The organism is Pseudomonas sp. FH1 (genome assembly GCF_000510895.2).
Taxonomy (GTDB): Bacteria; Pseudomonadota; Gammaproteobacteria; order Pseudomonadales; family Pseudomonadaceae; genus Aquipseudomonas; species Aquipseudomonas azotoformans_A.
In genome coordinates this window covers 231,650-250,690 of record NZ_AOHM01000058.1, presented here as the reverse complement: position 1 = coordinate 250,690, position 19,041 = coordinate 231,650, and the positions used below count along the sequence as shown (strand labels likewise).

Genomic DNA, 19,041 nt, shown 5'->3' with positions numbered 1-19,041 from the left:
GTCCAACGTTAGATAACCGTCGAGGCTGGCCATGCCAGCCAAAAACTTCGGTTATCTAACGCTCGGATCAGAAATCTTGCCTACTGTCAGATCTGACAGTTCTGACAAGTGGCGCGCTTAAAGTCCCTCCAACTCCGCCATCAAATCACTCAACCGATCCACCTTCTCGGCACTGATCTCATTCGCTCCCAGCCCATCGATATACTCAGCCAACTCCGCCACCGTGCTGCACTCGAACATCGCTCGTAGCGGCACATCCCGCTGCAAGGTTTTTTGCACCCGCGAGGCAATCTGTGTGGCCAGCAACGAATGCCCACCCCGTTCGAAGAAGTTGTCTTGCACCCCGACCCTTTCGACTTTCAGCACTTCGGCCCAAATCCCGGCCAAGGTGCTTTCCAGTTCGTTGCGCGGCGCCAGGTAGTCCTGGCTGTGCAGCTGGCCGATCTCCAGGGCCGGCAGCGCCTTGCGGTCGAGTTTGCCGTTGGCGTTGAGCGGCAGGCGGTCGAGCCAGAGCCAGTGCAGCGGCACCATGTATTCCGGCAGTTCGGCGCGCAGGCGCTGCTTGATGCGATCCAGGCGTTCGCTTGGGTTCAGTGCATCATCCGCCGCCACCAGGTAGCCGACCAGGTGCTTGCCATTGACGCCTTCATGCACACCTACCGCCGCGTCGCGCACTTCCGGTTGTTCGTGCAGGCGCGCTTCGATTTCACCCAGTTCGATGCGGTAGCCACGAATCTTCACCTGATGGTCGACACGCCCGACGTACTCCAGCACGCCGTCGCTGCGACGGCGTGCGAGGTCGCCGGTGCGGTACAGGCGTTCGCCCGGAGCGCCGAAGGGGTTGGGCACAAACAACGGCGCGGTGCGCAGCGGATCGCTGACGTAGCCGCGACCGACACCGGTGCCTGCGACGCACAACTCACCCACCGCGCCTTGCGGTACCAGTTCCAGGGCGCCATCGAGCAGGTACAAACGGTTGTTGTCGGTCGGCGTACCAATCGGCAGATAGGTGCCACGGGTCGACGCCAGGTCGACACGGTAGAACGCCACATCGTCCGAGCATTCCGCCGGACCATAAGCGTTCACCAGCCCAATCTGCGGATAACGCAGCAACCACTGATGCGCCAATTCCGGCGGCATCGCTTCACCGGTCGGCAGCATCCAGCGCAAGCCATCCAGGCCGATGCGCTCCTGGGCCAGCATGCCCTGGATCAGCGACGGCACGCTTTCCAGCACGGTGATGCCTTGAGCCTGGACATGCTCCAGCAAGCCCTGAGGATCATGGGCGATGGCGTTCGGCACGATATCCACCCGTGCGCCAAACAACGGCGCAGCGAGGAACTGCCACACGGAAATATCGAAGCTCTGCGAAGCGGTCTGCGCAATCACATCCGCGTCGCTCAAGGCCAGGTACGGCACCTTGCTCAACTGGTTGTTGAGCATGCCGCGCTGTTCCACCATCACACCCTTGGGCAGGCCGGTGGAGCCCGAGGTGTAGATCACGTAGGCGAGGTTGTCCGGGCCACTGTAGAGGCCAGGGTTTTCGCCACGTGCCGGTATCTCTTCCCACACCAGCAACTGGCAGTCGAAACCCTCCAACAACTCGATGGCCTGCTCGCGGGATGCCTCGGTGCAGACCAGCAATGGCGTGCGACTCAGGTCGATGATGCTGCGCAGGCGCTGGCTTGGCAGGCCAGGGTCCAGCGGCAGGTAACCGGCACCGGCCTTGAAGCTGCCGATGATCATGCCCAGCAGGTCGAGATTACGTTCGGCGAGCAACGCCACCGGCTGATCCAGGCCGACACCCGCTGCGATCAGCGCGTGGCCCAGGCCGTTGCTGCGGCGGTTCAGTTCCTCGTAAGTCCACTGCTGGTCTAGGCAATTGGCGGCAATGCGTTGCGGGTGCGCGGCGACCTGCTCTTCGAACAGTTCGATGTAGCTGCGCTCCAGCGGGTAAGCATGCTCACTCTGGTTGCAGCCCTCCACCAGGAACCCGCGCTCCTGCTCGCCAATCAGCGGCAAGTCGGCCATGTCGCCATGGAAGCCTTGGACCAACGCCAGCAGCAGGCGCTTGAACTCACCGAGCATGCCTTGCACGGTGGTTTCGTCGAAGTAGCGCTGGTCGTAGGACAGGTGCAGGCCCAGGTCATCGCCCGGATAACACACGGCCGTCAGCGGGAAGTTGGTGTGGGTACGGCCGGAATCCGAGGTGGCATTCAGGCTTTGTGCGCGGTCCAGCACCGAGACTTCCACCGGGGCGTTTTCGAACACGAACAGGCTGTCGAACAGCGGCTGGCCCTTGGGCAGTTCGCTGTGTTCCTGGATCGTCACCAGCGGCAGGTATTCGTACTCGCGCAGTTGCATATTGCTGTCGAGCAAGCCGCTCAGCCATTGGCGCACGCTGCAACGCTGGTCATCCTCGGGCAGTTTCACCCGCAGCGCGATGCTGTTGATGAACAGGCCGACGGTGCGCTGCATCTCCGGCATTTCCACCGGGCGCCCGGCCACGGTCACACCGAACAACACGTCGCGATCACCGCTCAGACGGCGCAGCACCAGCGCCCAGGCCGCCTGAGCGAAGGTGTTGACGGTCAGTTGGTGAGCCTGGGCCAGTTCGCGCAGTTGCGCACCGTCGCGGGCATCGAGGCGGGTGTAGCAATCGCCCACCACCATGCCGCCGCTGTGGCCCGCGTGTTCACGCAGGAACGGCCGGTCGCTCGGGATCGGCGTGGTGCGCTCGAAACCTTGCAGGTTCTGCTGCCACCACTGGCGCGCTTCGTTGAGGTTCTGGCGTTGCAGCCAGGCGATGTAGTCGCGATAACGCGGCGGTGTCGCCAGTTGCGCGTCGCGGCCTTCACCCAGGGCCATGTAGAGTTCGAAGAAGTCATTCATCAGCAACGAACGGCACCAGGCATCGATAAGGATGTGGTGGTTGCTCATCATGAACCAGTAGCGCTCGGCACCGACGCGGATCAGGCGCAGGTGGAACGGTGCCTGGTTGAGCAGATCGAAACCGGCTTCGCGCTCTTGCTTGAGCAGCGCTTGCAGACGCGGTTCCTGTTCGCTTTCCGGCGCGTTGCTCCAGTCCAGGTATTCAATCGGCGTGCTGCCCGGTTTGTGGATCACTTGCAGCATGTCTTCGCCGACGTTCCAGCAGAACGAGGCGCGCAGGGCTTCGTGGCGGGCGATCACCGCCTGCCAGGCCTGGGCGAAACGCTCCGGGTCCAATGCGCTGTTGATGCGGTAGCGGTCCTGCATGTAGTAGAGGCCGGTGCCGGGCTCCAGCAGGGTGTGCAGCAGCAGGCCTTCCTGCATCGGGGTCAGCGGGTAGACGTCTTCGATGGCGCTGGCGGCAATCGGCAGGCTATCGAGTTGCGCTTGGGTCAGGTGCGCCAGCGGGAAGTCGGACGGCGTGAGGCCTCCGGCATCGTCCTGCAGGCAATGCGCGACCAGGCTTTGCAGCTCAGCGAGGTAGGCATCCGCCAGTTCATGGATGCTCTGTTGATCGTGACGCTCGCGGCTGAAGGTCCAGCGCAGCACCAGTTCACCGCCGTACACCTGGCTGTCGACGCTCAACTCGTTGGGCAGCGGCGCGTCCGGGTCATGGGCCAGGCCGGCGGACTCGTCCAGCGGGTGGAACAAGGCATCGGCACCGAAGCTCTGGTCGAACTGGCCGAGGTAGTTGAAGGTGAGCTGCGCGCTCGGCAGCGCGGCCATGGTCTGCTTGCACAGGTCATCGGCCAGGTAGCGCAGCACGCCATAGCCCAGGCCTTTATGCGGTACGGCGCGCAGTTGCTCCTTGATCGCCTTGATCGAATCGCCCTGCCCGGCGTGCGGGGTCAGGCGCAGCGGGTAAGCACTGGTGAACCAGCCGACGCTGCGGGTCAGGTCGATGTCATCGAACAGGGTTTCACGGCCATGGCCTTCCAGTTGGATCAGCGTCGAAGCGTGGCCGCTCCAGCGGCATACCACGCGGGCCAAGGCGGTCAGCAGCAGGTCGTTGACTTGGGTGCGGTAGGCGCTTGGCGCCTGTTGCAGCAACTGGCGGGTGTGTTCGGCATCCAGGCGCACGCTGACGGTGTCGGCGTCGCGGTTGCGCAGCGAGCCTTGTGGACGGGCCACTGGCAATACGGTTTCCGGCCCAGCCAATTGGTCTTGCCAGACGCTCAACTCTTCACGCAGGGATTCGCTGCCGGCATAGGCCTGCAAACGTGCGGCCCAATCACGCAAGGCGCTGGTCTTGGCCGGCAGGCTGACGGACTGGCCTTCGCTGAGTTGGCGGTAGACGTTTTGCAAGTCTTCCAACAACACGCGCCAGGACACGCCGTCTACCACCAGGTGATGGATCGCGATCAACAGGCGTTGCTGTCCCTCGGGTCCGTCCACCAGCAAGGCGCGCAGCAGCGGGCCGTGTTGCAGGTCGAGGCTGCGCTGGGTGTCGGTGAACAGCGCGGTGCACTGCGCCATGTCACGCACTTGCGCCTGCATCAGCACGCCGCCGTGCGGCACGGCTAAATGCTCGGCGTGCCATTGCGCGTCGCGCTGGCAGAAGCTCAGGCGCAGGGCGTCGTGGTGTTCCAGCACCGCCAGCAGTGCTTGTTCCAGGCGATGGGGGTCGAGCAGTTGCAGTGGTTTGAGGACCAGCGCCTGGTTCCAGTGCTGACGGTTCGGGATCTCGGTGTCGAAGAACCAATGCTGGATTGGCGTGAGGCCCGAGCTGCCGGTCAGCACGCCCTGCTCTGCCGTGACCTGCTCGGAGCGCGTGGCCACGGCGGCTAGGGTCTGCACGGTTTGGTGCTGGAACAGGTCACGGGGGCTGAAGTGAATCCCGGCCTGTCGCGCACGGCTGACCACCTGGATCGACAGGATCGAGTCGCCACCCAGCTCAAAGAAGTTATCGTCCAGGCCGACTTGCTGCACGTTCAGCACGGCGCACCAGATCGCCGCCAACGTCTGTTCAAGCTCGTTGCGTGGCGCCACATATGTTTGGCGGTTTGCCTCAGGATCCGGTTGCGGCAAGGCACGGCGATCAAGTTTGCCGTTGGCGGTCAGCGGCATGCTGTCCAGCACGATCAGGTGCGCGGGCACCATGTAGTCCGGCAGTTGCGCCTTGAGATGGGCCTTCAGCGCGTCACGCAGCGCGCCGTGCTCGGCATCGCTGACCAGATACGCCACCAGCTGTTTGCCGCTCGGCGAATCCAGCGCCAGCACCACTGCTTCGCGCACGGCAGCGTGTTCGAGCAGGCGGGTTTCGATCTCGCCCAGTTCGATACGGAAACCACGGATTTTCACCTGATGGTCGATCCGCCCCAGGTACTCCACCAGGCCATCGGCGCGTTGGCGCACCAGGTCACCGGTGCGGTACAGGCGCCCGCCGTTGCGCGCAAACGGGTCCGCGACAAAACGTTCTGCGGTCATGCCCGGACGCTGGTGATACCCCTGCGCCAGGCCCGCCCCGCCGACGTACAACTCGCCGGTCGCGCCTTGCGGCACCAGGGCCAGGTCGGCGTCGAGAATGTAAGCCACGCGGTCACCGATGATGCTGCCGATCGGCACGCTGGCGGCGCCCTCCTCCAACTGCTCCGGCGCGAGGCTGGCCAGCGGCATCACCACGGTTTCAGTCGGGCCATAGGCGTTGAAAAATACCTGCGGCTGGAACGCGGCACGGATGCGCTGCAAATGTTCGCCGGTCAGGGCTTCGCCGCCGGTGATGCACATGCGCACCGGCAAGGTTTGTTGTTGAGTCGCCAACCACTGCGCCAACTGGCTGCCGTAGCTCGGCGTGAAACCCAGGATGTTGATGCCATGGGTGCGGATCAGCCCGCAGATTTCTTCTGCATCCCACTGGCCCTGCGCCCGCAACACCACCTGCGCACCACTGAGCAGCGGCACCAGCAGGCGCTCGGTGGCGGCGTCAAAGTTGATCGAATAGAAGTGCAGCTCGCAGTCCTCCGCGCGCATGCCAAACCGCTCGATCACCGCCGCGCAATGCATGGCGATTTCACCGTGGGACACCACCACGCCTTTCGGCTTGCCGGTGGAACCGGAGGTGTAGATCAAGTACGCCTGGTGTTGCGGCAGGCTGATAAATGGCAGCGCATCAGCCGGGTAGTTGGCCAGCACCGGCAAGTCATCTTCCAGGCACCAGCACGCCACGGTGGCCGGCAACTCGCCGAGGGCTTCGAACATCGCCGCATCGCTGAGCAGCAGGCCGATGCCGCTGTCTTCGATCATGTAGTGCAGGCGGTCCAGCGGGTATTCCGGGTCCAGCGGCACATAGGCGCCGCCGGCCTTGAGGATCGCCAGCAGGCCGATGACCATTTCCAGGGAGCGCGGCAACGCCAGGCCGACACGCACCTGCGGGCCGACGCCACGTTCGCGCAGCATCCAGGCCAGGCGGTTGGCGCGTTCGTCGAGTTCGCGGTAGCTGAGGGTGACGCCAGCAAAGGTCAGCGCCGGCGCATCGCCACGCACTGCGGCCTGTTGGCTGAACAGTTGCTGGATGCACTGGTCGAGACGGTGCTCACCTTTCTCGACGCCCAGGCTGTCTTGCAACACGCGCTGTTCTTCGGCGCCCAGCAACGGCAATTCGCTGAGACGCTGCTGCGGGTTGGCGATCAACGCTTCCAGCAGGTTGCGCCAATGCTCGGCCATGCGCGCAATGCGCGGCTCGTCAAACAGGTCGGTGCTGTAGGTCAGGCAGCAACCCAGGCGATGGTCGAGGTCGGTGACTTCCAGGTTGAGGTCGAACTTGGTCGCGCGGGCATCGTTGGCCAGGTATTCAACGGTCATGCCGGCCAGTTGGCGGCTCTGCTGGAACTCCCAGCGCTGCACGTTGCACATCACCTGGAACAGCGGGTTGTACGCCGCGCTGCGCGGCGGTTGCAGCGCTTCCACCAAGTGGTCGAAGGGCAAGTCCTGATGGGACTGGCCCTCGATCACGGTGTGACGTACCTGCTCGAAAAGTTCAGCAACGTTCATCTGCCCATTGAGCTGGCAACGCAGCACCTGGGTGTTGAGGAACGCGCCGATCAGGCCTTCGCTTTCCGGGCGAATGCGGTTGGCCACCGGAGCGCCGATACGCAGGTCGGTCTGGCCGCTGTAGCGGTAGAGCAACACGGCCAGGGTGGCGGTCATGGTCATGAACAGGGTCAGGCCGCGCTCGGCATTGAAAGCACGCACGCGGGCTGCGAGATCGTCGCTTAAATCGAAACGGTACAGCTCGCCCTGGTGGCTTTGCACGGGTGGGCGTGGACGGTCGCCGGGCAGTTCCAGCAGCGGGTGTTCATTGCCCAATTGTGCGATCCAGTAATCCAGCTGGCGCTGACGCTCGCCGGATTCCAGCCACTGGCGCTGCCACACGCTGTAGTCGAGGTATTGCACCGGCAGCGGCGCCAGCGGCGAGTCGCGCTCGTCGATAAAGGCTTCGTACAAGGCACTGAGTTCACGGGCAAAGATGTCCATGGCCCAGCCTTCGGTGACGATGTGGTGCAGGGTCAGGACCAGGTAGTGTTCCTGCTCGCCGGCCTTGACCAGGCACGCACGCAGCAGCGGCCCGGTTTCAAGATTGAATGGCGTGTGCGCCTCGTGATCGGCCAGTTGTTGCAGGCGCAGTTGGCGTTCGGCTTCGCCCAGCGCGGAGAAATCCTGCCAGTCCATGCGCAAGCCGGTCTGCGGCGAGACCTTCTGATAGGCCACACCGTCGACGCTCGGGAAGGTGGTGCGCAGGGTTTCGTGGCGCATGATCAGCGCTTGCAACGCCGCCTCGAAACGCCCCACATCCAGCACGCCGCGCAAACGCGCCATGCCGCCGACGTTGTAGGCCGGGCTGTCCGGCTCCATTTGCCACAGGAACCACATGCGCTGCTGGGAATAGGACAACGGCACCGGTTGGCTGCGGTCGACCTTGGCGATGGCAGTCTGTTGGTTGCGCTGGCCTGAAGCCTGGATCAGGCCGACCTGCTCGACAAACGCTCCCAACTCACTGGCTTCAAACAAGGTGCGCAACGGCAGCTCGACGTCACAGGCCTGGCGGGTGCGGGAGATGATCTGCGTGGCCAGCAACGAGTGACCGCCGAGGGCGAAGAAATCATCGCGCAGGCCAATGCCTGGCAGGCCGAGGACTTCGCGCCAGATGGCGGCGATCTGCTGTTGCAGCGGGGTTTCGGGTTCGACATGTTCACGCACTTGCCACACCGGTTCGGGCAACGCGCGGCGGTCCAGCTTACCGCTGGGGCTCAGCGGCATGGCGTCCAGGCGCATCAACAGCGCGGGCACCATGTACTCCGGCAATTCGGCGGCCAACGCAGTTTTGACCTGCTGTTCGTCCAGGCTGCCCTGGGCGGTGAAGTAGCCGATCAACTGCCCGTCACGCACCTGCACCACCGCTTGGGCGATGCCCTCCAGGGCGAGCATGCGCGCTTCGATTTCTTCCGGTTCCACACGGAAACCGCGCAGCTTGACCTGCTGATCGAGGCGACCGAGGTACTCGATCACGCCGTCGGCATTCCAACGCGCGCGGTCACCGGTGCGGTACAAGCGTGCGCCGGCCTCACCAGAGGGATCGGCAACAAAACGCTCCGCCGTCAGCCCGGCACGCCCGAGGTAACCGCGGGCCAGGCCGATGCCGCCGATGCATAGCTCACCCGGCACGCCCAACGGCACAGGGTTGAGCTGTTCATCCAGCACACGGCAGATTACATTGCCCAGCGGCCGACCAATCGGCGAGCGCTCGCCGTCTTCGGCGCTGCAGTGCCAGTGGGTCACGTTTATCGCGGTTTCGGTCGGGCCATAGCGGTTGTGCAACTGCACCGCCGGCAACTGTGCCAACACACGATTACGCAACTCGGCGGGCAAGGCTTCACCACCCGAGAACAGGCGACGCAGGCTGGTGCATTCGGCCACCAACGGCTCGTCGATAAACAACTGCAACAGCGGCGGCACAAAGTGCAGCGTGGTCACGTCGTGTTCCTGCACCAACTGTGCGATGCGATGTGGGTCGCGATGCTCACCAGGGCCAGCCAGCACCAGACGGCATCCGGTAATCAGTGGCCAGAAGCATTCCCACACCGACACGTCAAAACTGATCGGCGCCTTTTGCATCAGCACGTCGGTTTCATTGAGTTGATAAGTGGCCTGCATCCACTGCAAGCGCTCGGCCAACGCGGCGTGCGTATTGCCCACGCCTTTGGGTTGGCCGGTGGAGCCGGAGGTGTAGATCACGTAGGCGAGGTTATCGCCGTGCAGGTGCAGGCCGGGCGGCTGGGTCGGCCAGCTATCGAGGTGCAGGCTGTCCATGGCGATCACGCAAACGCCGTCGCTACTCGGCACCTGTTCCAGCAGCGCGATCTGGGTCAGCAACAGGTGAACGCCACTGTCCTTGAGCATGTAGGCCAGGCGTTCGGCGGGGTAATCAGGGTCCAGCGGCACGTAGGCGCCACCGGCCTTGATGATCGCCAGCAAGCCGATCAACAGTTGCGGCGAACGCTCGGCGGCGATGGCCACGCACACGTCCGGGCCGACGCCCTTGTCACGCAGGTAATGGGCCAAGCGGTTGGCCTGGGTGTGCAGCTGGGCGAAGCTCAGGTTGCCGCCATCCCAGACCAGCGCGGTGGCGTCCGAGGTCTGCTGGTTGAGCAGTTCGGGCAGCCACACTTGGGCCGGTGCGCAGGGTGCTTCGCTGTAAAGCGCCTGTTCGTCGTGCTGCGTCAGCGCAAGGTCGCCGATGGCTTGCTGGGGCTGCTCGCAGACGGCGTGCAACAGGTTGATGTAGTGCTCGGCCAGGCGCTGGAGGGTCGCGTTTTCGAACAGTTCATCGGCGTAGTCGAACGACAGGCTCAGGCGCCCGTTACGGTCTTCTTCGGTGTGCAGTTGCAGGTCGAACTTGGCTTCGCGGCTGTGCCACGGCAATTCGTCAGCGAGCATGCCGGGCAGGCGGCGCAAGGCGCTGAGGTCGCGTTGCTGATGGTTGAACATGACCTGGAACAGACCCTGTTCGCGGGCCTGCGGGAAGGCTTCGAGCAGTTGTTCGAACGGCAGGTCCTGATGGGCCTGGGCACCCAGCGCCGCCTGACGTGTCGCGGCCAACAGCTCGTTGAACGGCAGGCGTGCGTCCAGCTCGGCACGTAACACCAGCGTGTTGATGAAGAAGCCGACCAGGCCTTGGGTTTCCTGGCGCGGGCGGTTGGCGTTGGGCACGCCGATGCGAATGTCGCGCTGGCCGCTGTAGCGATGCAGCAGGCTCTGGAACGCTGCCAGCAACAGCATGAACGGCGTGGATTCGTTGGCCTGGGCTGTCTGGCGAATCGCTTCGCTGAGGCTCGCGCCAAGGCGCACGGTGTGGCGTGAGGCACTGTGGCGGTGGTGTGCCGAGCGCGGGTGGTCGGTCGCCAGGCTGAGGGTGGGATGCTCTTCACCCAGCTGTGCTTTCCAGTACGCCAGTTGACGCTGGCCTTCACCTTCGGCCAGCCATTGGCGCTGCCAACTGCCGTAGTCGGCGTATTGCAGGGCCAGGGGCGGCAGCTCCAGGGTTTGGCCCTGGGCTGCGGCGGCGTACAGGCGCGAGAATTCATCGATCAAAATGTTCAGCGACCAGCCGTCGGCGATGATGTGGTGCAGCGTCACCAGCAGCTGGTGATCTTCATCGTCCAGGCGCACCAGGGTCACCCACAGCAGCGGGCCTTTTTCCAGGTCGAACTGAGTGCGTGCTTCGTCTTCGCGGATCTGTTGCGCACGGGCTTCGCGCTCGGCAACAGGCAGGTCGCTGAGGTCGATGACTTGCAGGTCGAAATCCGCCTTGGCGTCAACACGCTGGAAGGCCTGGCCGTCGCGCTCGTAGAAGCGGGTACGCAGGGCTTCGTGGCGCTGGATCAGTTGCTGGAAGCTGGCGCGCACGGCGTCTTCATCCAGCTCGCCGCGCAGGCGCAGGGCGCCGGGGATGGTGTAGGCGCTGCTGTGCGGGTCCAGTTGCCAGGTGATCCACAGGCGGTTCTGTGCCAGGGATTGAGGCAACTCCTCTTGGCGTGACAGGCGCTGAATCGCGCCTTGGGCGACGCCACCGTCTTGCTGCAACTGCGCAACGTTGGCGGCAAAGCCTTCCAGGGTCGGCGCTTCGAATAGCATGCGCAGGTTCAGCTCCAGGCCGAGAGTTTCGCGCAGGCGTGCGACCACCTGGGTGGCGGTGATGGAGTTGCCGCCGAGCAGGAAGAAATGATCATCGGCAGCAACGCTGGCGACTCGCAGTTGTTCACACCAGATCGCCGCGATCTGGCTGTGCAACTCGGATTCCAGCGCACCTTCGCGCACCTGCGTTTGCAGGTCGGGGAACTGCGCATAGCTGTCCAGGCTGCCGTCCTTGTGGCGCAGCGCACAGGCTGCGCGCTGTACTTTGCCGCTGGAGGTCTTGGGCAAGGCGCCGGGGTTGAGCAGTACCACTACGCTTGGCGCCTCTTGATACGCCTCGGCAACGGCTTGGCGGATCGCCTTGATCAACGCTTCGGGCGGCAGGATTTTCTGCACGCTGCGGCTGATTTCGGCGGCAATGCCGATGCCTTCCAGGCCCTGCTCAGTCACCGTAAATGCAGCGACCCGGCCTTTGCGCACCACTTCCACTTCGCGCTCGATGGTCTGCTCGATGTCCTGGGGATACAGGTTGTGGCCGCGCACGATCAGCAAGTCCTTGAGGCGACCAGTGATGTACACCTCGCCGTCACGAATGAAACCCAGGTCGCCGGTGCGCAGCCAGGTACGGCCGGCGTGCTGCACGAAGGTCTTGGCGGTGGCTTCGGGGTTGCGCCAGTAGCCGTGGGCGATGCTCGGGCCAGTAGCCCAGAGTTCGCCGACGCTGTTGTCGGGCAGCTCGGTGAGGGCCTGCGGGTCCGCGATCAGCACCGCGTGTTCGGGCTGGCTGGTGCCGCAGCTCATGATCGCACTGCCCTGCCCCGGTTCGGCGCGGTTGGCGGCCAAGGCTTGCTCGTCGACGCGCAGCGCCGGGATGCCATGACCACGGGCGCCACCGGCGACAAACAGGGTCGCCTCGGCCAGGCCGTAGGAGGCAAAGAAATTGTTCGGGGTAAAACCGCAGGCGGCGAACTTCTCGGCGAAGCGCTCCAGGGTGTCGAGGCGGATCGGTTCGGAACCGGAATAGGCCACGCGCCACCGGCTCAGATCCAGGCGCTCCAGGGCTGAGTCGCTGACCCTTTCGCTGCACAGGCGATAAGCGAAATCCGGGCCACCGCTGATGGTGCCGCCGTATTCGCTGATCGCTTCCAGCCAGCGCAATGGCCGACCCAGGAAGTAGGCCGGCGACATCAACACGCAGGGCACGCCACTGAAGATCGGTTGCAGCAAGCCGCCGATCAGGCCCATGTCGTGGTACAGCGGCAACCAGCTGACGATCACATCATCCGGGTTCAGGTCGATGCCGAAACCGCGACGGATCAGTACTTCGTTGGCGACCAGGTTGCCGTGGCTGACCTGCACGCCCTTGGGTAATGCGGTGGAACCGGAGGTGTATTGCAGGAAGGCGATGTCGTCCGGGCGCAGGTCGGGGGCGACCCAATGGCCGAGGTTTTCCAGGCGATCGACGCTCAATACCGGCGGCGCGTTTTCGATCTGTGACAAGCCATCGGCGAGGCTGGCGATGGTCAGCAACAGGCGCGGCTCGGCATCGCTGATGATCGACAGCAGGCGCTCCTGGTGATGACGGCGGGTGGACTCCGGCGGATAGGCCGGCACCGCGATCACACCCGCGTAGAGGCAACCAAAGAACGCCGCCACGTAATCCGGACCGCTGGGAAACAACAGCACGGCACGGTCGCCCAGGTTCGCATTGGCTTGCAAGGCGGCAGCGATGGTGCGGGCGCGCTGGTCCAGGTCGCGGTAACTGAGTACGACGCTGTGCTCGGCGGATTCGGCGAGGAAGCGCAGGGCGACCTGGTCCGGGGTCTGCGCGGCGCGACGTTGAAGGGACTGGACCAGGGTGCGGGGAAGTTCGAAGGCGTCCATCATGGGGTTCCTGCCTGAAATCGGCTTACGGGAAATTCAACAATTCGGGGGGCTTGCTCAGCCGACGGCGAGTGGCCGTGCCGCGCCATTGCGCCAGCGGGCCAGGTGTTCGTCGGCGTAACGCCGCATGCAGCGCAGCACGGCGCTTTCGTGTTGCATGAGGAAGAAGTGGTGACCGTCGAACATGTCCAGGGAAAAGCCGCTGGCGGCGTCGAGCTGCCAGTCGAGCAACTGGTCGGCGCGCACGCTGTCCTGCTTGCCACCGAACACATGGATCGGCATGCCCAACGGTGCGCGCTCGCCGTAGGTGAAGCTGCCGCACAGCAGGAAATCGGCGCGCAGGATCGGCAGCATCAACTGCATCAACTCGGGGTTGGCCAGGGCTTCCTCGGCGGTGCCTTGCAGTTCGCGCAGGCGGGCGATCAGCTGTTCGTCAGTTTTTTCGACGGCGTATTCGCTGACGTCGCGACGCGCCGGCCCGGCCGTGCCGGAAGCGAACAGGGCCAGTGGCGGCGGCACATTGCGCGCACGCAATGCATGCGCCAACTCAAAGGCCAGCAGGCCGCCGAGGCTGTGGCCGAACAAGGCGTAGGGGCCGTTCAAGTCGCGGCCGATTTCGTCCGCAAGCTGGGCAGCCAACACCTTGATATCGCGCTGCAGCGGCTCGTCCATGCGCATGCCACGCCCGGGCAGTTCAAGCGGGCACACCTGCAACCACTCAGGCAAAGAGCGGCGCCAGCGCGCGTAAACCATGGCGCTGGCGCCCGAATAGGGCAGGCAGAACAGGCGCAGTCGGGTCGGCGTACTCATCGAGTGACGACTCCAAACTGAAACACGCTGTATGCACGATAGAAACCCATTTCGTCCTCCTGCGGGTGCTGATCCTTGGCCGTTTCGCTAACGGACCTGTCACCCAGAAGAACGGACGGCACCGGCAAATAATTAGTCGCCGGCTACGCGCGAGACGTGGTTCACACCTAACAAGAAAGCATAAGATTAGTTCGCCTTCTCATTTGACAATCATTATCATTCAGCATAATTTGTTGCCCGATGTGTAGGAGGCCTCAGCAAGGACGCCCTCCCCTAACCTCTTTTGCGACAAGGTGATTTCCATGACGGAACAAGTATCCACAGGCAGGTGCGACTCACCGCTTCTCCAGGCATTCGTCGATAATCGGCTGATTCTGGTGAAGATCGCGGCACGCATTACCGGCTGCCGCTCCCGCGCCGAAGACGTAGTGCAGGACGCCTACTTCCGGTTGCAGTCGGCGCCGACGATCACGTCATCGTTCAAGGCGCAATTGAGTTATCTGTTCCAGATCGTGCGCAACCTGGCCATCGATCACTACCGCAAGCAGGCCCTGGAGCTCAAATACTCAGGGACGGAAGAGGAAGGCTTGAATGTGGTTATTCACGGCGCTTCACCGGAAACCTCGCACATCAATTTCAACACTCTGGAAAACATCGCCGACGCCCTGACGGAGCTGCCGCAACGCACCCGCTACGCGTTCGAGATGTACCGCCTGCACGGCGTGCCGCAAAAGGACATCGCCAAGGAACTCGGCGTGTCGCCGACCCTGGTGAACTTCATGATCCGGGATGCGCTGGTGCACTGCCGCAAGGTGTCGGGCAGCCATAGTGATACTTTTGCGCGACGGGTGTGACACACCGCTGTAGGAAATGTGGGAGCGGGCTTGCTCGCTCCCACACTCAGGGCACCGCCGTCACATCAATGCGATACGGCTCGAAAATCTTCAGCATCTCGCCATCATCGCGCAAGCGCTTGAGCAACGCGGCAAACGCCTCCCCCGTAATCGGCGCTTTCGGGCGCAACAGCGCAAAGTGGTGATACACCTGATCGATGCGTTCCGACACCAGGAACTGCCCGGCCATGTCCGCGTTGCGCACCATGAAATCACTCAAGTACGAACGCGTCACCAGGGCGATGTCGGCACGCCCGCGCGCGACCATCAGCAAGTTGCTGTCATGGGAATAGGTCAACGTGGCGTTGAAGTGCTCGGCCATGTACTTGGGGTCGGGGTTGAAGTTGGCGAAGGCGTAGTGATAACCACTGAATACCGCCAGGCGCTTGCCGTTCAGGTCAGCGAAATAAGCCTGGTCACGGCCGGGCTCACGCTGGGCGACGAAGATTTCGGCGTCTTCCAGGCCCATGTCGACGCTGGTGTGGGGAATCTTCTGCCAGCCCCAGGCGGGGTTTTCGAAGATGGCCATATCGACTCGGCCCTGCTCGAAATCGCGGAAACGCCGAGGGATTGAGGTGGGCACCAACACGAACTGGTAATCGGTTTGCGCGGCGTTCAACGCCTCGACCAGTTGCGGCAGCAAACCGGTATCGGCGCCCTGCTCCGGGCGCACGGTGTAGGGCGGAAAGTGCGCCGCGCCGATGCGCACCAACTGCGCAGCCGACGCCGGCACCCACCACGCGGTGCCCAGTGCCCAAAAGGTAAGTCCTGCAGCCAGCCGCCATGGCAAAAACATCAAGGCACACACCGTTCAAAAACGCTAATGGCGATAAGCTAGGCGTTTTTGTCTGGCGAGACAACTTTCTACCGGCAAATTAATAGCTTGCACCTCAATCGGCTTTCAGAACCATGAGCAGGGCTTCTTCGGCCAATTGCTCAAGCGTCAGGCTGCCCTCGGCGCGAAACCAAGTGGTGGTCCAGGACAGGGCACCGGTCAGGAAACGTCGCGTAATAAATACGTCGCCACGGATATAGCCAGCGTCCTTGGCCTCGCCCAGCACTTGCAGCCAGAGCGCCTCATACACGTCACGCAGGGCCAGCACCTGGGCCTGGCCGTCGGCCGACAGCGAACGCCATTCGTACACCAGCACCGCCATCGCCTCACCGCTGCCGCCCATGATCGACTGCAATTCGCAGCGGATCAGCGCCAGCACCCGCTCGCGTACGTTGGTGGCTTCCTCAAGGGACGCGCGCATCATCGCGGTGTTGTAGTGGATGGTTTCTTCCATCACTGCGCGCAGGATCTCATCCTTGCTCTTGAAGTGATGAAAGATGCTGCCGGACTGGATACCCACGGCGCTGGCCAAGTCGCGCACGGTGGTGCGCTCGAAGCCCTTGTTGCGAAACAAGTGGGCCGCGGTCTGCAGCAGCTTGCCCCGAGCGCTGTCGGGGTCGGTCAATTGGCCGCCGTCGACCATGGTGCGCATCACCCGCAGGGCTTTATGCTCATCCATGCCTCTCTCCTCTACTTCCACGGACGTCTTGGCCGGCAATTTAGGCCGTGGCGGCCACCCAAGCAAGCGCTTGGCTAAAACTTGTGACTGGAGTTTACAAACCAAGCGCTTGCTTGGTAGTCTCGCCCACAGCCATTCGAGGAAGGATTTCTCATGAGCAAGACGGTTCGTATCGGCTGTGCCAGCGCCTTCTGGGGCGACACCTGCACCGCCGCCGCCCAACTGGTGCACGGCGGCACACTGGATTACCTGGTGTTCGACTACCTGGCGGAAGTCACGATGTCGATCCTCGCCGGCGCGCGCATGAAGGATCCCCAGGCGGGTTACGCCACGGACTTTGTCGACGTGCTCACGCCGTTGCTGGCAGATATCCAGCGCCAGGGCATTCGCGTGATCAGCAACGCCGGCGGGATCCATCCCCAGGCCTGCGCCGCCGCACTGCAAGCGGCCTGCGATAAAGCCGGTGTCGAACTCATAATCGCCGTGCTGCTGGGCGATGACCTGCTGCCCCAACTCAAGCAACTGCACGGCATCACCGACATGTTCAACGGCACGCCGTTGCCGCCCGCGTGCGTGTCCGCCAATGCCTACCTCGGTGCGCCGGGCATCGCACAGGCGCTGGCATTGGGTGCGGATATCGTCATCACCGGCCGCGTGGTCGACAGCGCCGTGGTCAGCGCGGCGCTGGTGCATGAATTCGACTGGTCCTGGCAGGATTACGACCGCCTCGCCCAGGCCGCCTTGGCCGGGCATATCATCGAATGCGGCGCGCAGTGCACCGGCGGTAATTTCACCGATTGGCGCGACGTGCCGGACTACGCACACATCGGCTTTCCCATCGTCGAAGTCAGCGCCGACGGGCAGTTCACCGTCAGTAAGGTCGACGGCACCGGTGGGTTGATCAGCGAACTCAGCGTCGCCGAACAGTTGCTATATGAAATCGGCGACCCGCGCTCCTATCTGCTGCCGGATGTGATCTGCGACTTCAGCCAGGTCAAGTTGCAGCAGCAGGGCAAAAACTGCGTGCGCCTGCACGGCGCCAAGGGGTTGCCGCCCACCGATCAGTACAAGGTCAGCGCGACCTACCCGGACGGTTTCCGCTGCACCGCCAGTTGCCTGATCGCCGGAATCGATGCGGTGGCCAAGGCCGAGCGGGTCAGCCACGCAATCATCGACAAGACCTCGGAGCTGTTCAGCCAACGCGGCTGGGCGCCGTACAGCGAGGTGAACATCGAACTGCTCGGCAGTGAAGCGACCTACGGCGCCCACGCAAGGCGCCAGGACTGCCGCGAAGTGGTGGTGAAACTGGCGGTGCGTCACCCGAGTAAGCCGGCGCTGGTACTGTTCGCCCGAGAGATTGCCCAAGCTGCCACTGGCATGGCGCCGGGCCTGACCGGGATCGTCGGCGGACGGCCGAGCGTGTACCCGGTGATCCGGCTGTTTTCGTTCCTGATCGATAAATCCGCCTGCGAGCTGCTGATCGACTTCCAGGGCGAACGCCATGCCTGCACCCTGCCGATTGCCGACGCCCCCGCCCTGCCCGAAGCATCGATTGACCCGCCCAAACCCCAAGGCCGCGCCGACGCCAGCGTGCCGCTGGTGAAACTGGCCGTGGCGCGCTCCGGCGACAAGGGCAACCACAGCAATATCGGCGTGATCGCCCGCGATCCCGAGTATTTGCCATGGATCGCCGAAGCGCTGACCCCGGAAGTGATCGTCGACTGGATGAGCCACGTGCTGGACCCCCTACACGGTCGCGTCGAGCGCTGGTATTTGCCCGGCAGCCACAGCCTCAACTTCCTGCTGGAAAATGCCCTGGGCGGCGGCGGTATCGCCAGCCTGCGCATCGACCCGCAAGGCAAGGCCTTTGCCCAGCAACTGCTGGAAATCCCCATCGCCGTGCCGCAGCACATCGCAGATTCACTCACCTGACAGGAGCCTTGCCGTGGCCTTCGACTCGATCTTCAAAGCCGACCTGTTCCAAGGGCATACCATGATAGTCACCGGCGGCGGCAGCGGTATTGGCCGCTGCACAGCCCATGAACTGGCGGCCTTGGGTGCCAAGGTGATTCTGGTGGGACGCAAGCCGGAAAAACTGCAAAACGTCGCCATCGAGATTGCCGAAGATGGCGGCAGCGCCGCGTGGCAGGCCTGCGACATTCGCGATGAAGAGGCGGTCAAGGCGCTGGTCAAACATATCATTCATGAGCACGGCCCGATCCACGGCCTGGTCAACAATGCGGGTGGCCAATACCCGTCGCCGCTGGCCGCGATCAATCAAAAAGGCTTCGAAACCGTGCTGCGCACCAACCTGGTCGGCGGTTTCCTGGTGGCCCGCGAAGTGTTCAACCAATCCATGAGCAAGCACGGCGGCGCCATCGTCAACATGCTCGCGGACATGTGGGGCGGCATGCCCGGCATGGGCCACTCGGGTGCAGCGCGCGCCGGCATGGACAACTTTACCAAGACCGCCGCCTTCGAATGGGGCTACGCCGGGGTGCGGGTCAACGCCGTGGCGCCGGGCTGGATCGCCTCCAGCGGCATGGACACCTACGAAGGCGCGTTCAAGGCGGTGATTCCGACGCTGCGCGAACACGTGCCGCTCAAGCGTATCGGCACCGAATCGGAAGTCAGCGCGGCCATCGTGTTCCTGCTCAGCCCCGCCGCTGCCTTTATCAGCGGCAGCACCCTGCGCATCGACGGCGCAGCCAGCCTGGGCAGCCGCGCCTGGCCGCTGCACAAGGCGCAGGCGCCGAGCGAGCCCTTCAATGGCTTTCACCGCGCCTACTTGCCAGATGTGCTCAAGGCGGAGCAGTAGA

At 63.7% G+C, this 19,041-nt stretch carries 7 protein-coding genes; 3 read left to right on the top strand and 4 right to left on the bottom strand.

The annotated features are described in order from the left end of the window. Positions 1–117: 117 nt before the first annotated feature. Together H096_RS19035 and H096_RS19030 are read right to left on the bottom strand one after the other, a co-directional pair. A complete protein-coding gene (locus tag H096_RS19035; protein ID WP_033900818.1) occupies positions 118–13,008 on the bottom strand; it encodes a non-ribosomal peptide synthetase in 12,891 nt (4,296 codons plus the stop codon). Between the two features lie 54 nt (positions 13,009–13,062). Then, positions 13,063–13,815, bottom strand: a complete 753-nt coding sequence (locus H096_RS19030; protein WP_033900816.1) for an alpha/beta fold hydrolase — start codon at positions 13,813–13,815, stop codon at positions 13,063–13,065. Between the two features lie 302 nt (positions 13,816–14,117). Between H096_RS19030 and H096_RS19025 the strand changes: the two genes are divergently transcribed. After that, entirely contained in the window at positions 14,118–14,669 is a 552-nt protein-coding gene (locus tag H096_RS19025) for an RNA polymerase factor sigma-70 (RefSeq protein WP_005789991.1), read from the top strand. Positions 14,670–14,715: 46 nt separating this feature from the next. Here H096_RS19025 and H096_RS19020 read toward each other — a convergent pair whose 3' ends face one another. Next, on the bottom strand, positions 14,716–15,504 hold the full coding sequence (locus H096_RS19020) for a transporter substrate-binding domain-containing protein (RefSeq protein WP_033900813.1): 789 nt from the start codon (positions 15,502–15,504) through the stop codon (positions 14,716–14,718). Positions 15,505–15,598: 94 nt separating this feature from the next. Further along, positions 15,599–16,222 carry a TetR/AcrR family transcriptional regulator gene (locus H096_RS19015; protein ID WP_033900811.1) on the bottom strand — a complete coding sequence of 208 codons (624 nt, stop codon included), beginning with the start codon at positions 16,220–16,222 and terminating at the stop codon, positions 15,599–15,601. A gap of 153 nt (positions 16,223–16,375) precedes the next feature. On the opposite strand from H096_RS19015, the gene H096_RS19010 reads away from it, so the two are divergent. Both H096_RS19010 and H096_RS19005 read left to right on the top strand, forming a co-directional pair. After that, complete coding sequence (locus tag H096_RS19010) at positions 16,376–18,154, top strand: acyclic terpene utilization AtuA family protein (protein WP_033900810.1); 1,779 nt, start codon at positions 16,376–16,378, stop codon at positions 18,152–18,154. Between the two features lie 13 nt (positions 18,155–18,167). Further along, on the top strand, positions 18,168–19,040 hold the full coding sequence (locus H096_RS19005; protein ID WP_033900808.1) for an SDR family oxidoreductase: 873 nt from the start codon (positions 18,168–18,170) through the stop codon (positions 19,038–19,040). Position 19,041 lies beyond the last annotated feature (1 nt).

What these genes read in the sequence shown, in the direction of transcription:
- H096_RS19035 (WP_033900818.1), bottom strand. Translation starts at nt 13,008, where the DNA reads ATGATGGACGCCTTCGAACTTCCCCGCACCCTGGTCCAGTCCCTTCAA.
- H096_RS19030 (WP_033900816.1), bottom strand. Translation starts at nt 13,815, where the DNA reads ATGAGTACGCCGACCCGACTGCGCCTGTTCTGCCTGCCCTATTCGGGC.
- H096_RS19025 (WP_005789991.1), top strand. Translation starts at nt 14,118, where the DNA reads ATGACGGAACAAGTATCCACAGGCAGGTGCGACTCACCGCTTCTCCAG.
- H096_RS19020 (WP_033900813.1), bottom strand. Translation starts at nt 15,504, where the DNA reads ATGTTTTTGCCATGGCGGCTGGCTGCAGGACTTACCTTTTGGGCACTG.
- H096_RS19015 (WP_033900811.1), bottom strand. Translation starts at nt 16,222, where the DNA reads ATGGATGAGCATAAAGCCCTGCGGGTGATGCGCACCATGGTCGACGGC.
- H096_RS19010 (WP_033900810.1), top strand. Translation starts at nt 16,376, where the DNA reads ATGAGCAAGACGGTTCGTATCGGCTGTGCCAGCGCCTTCTGGGGCGAC.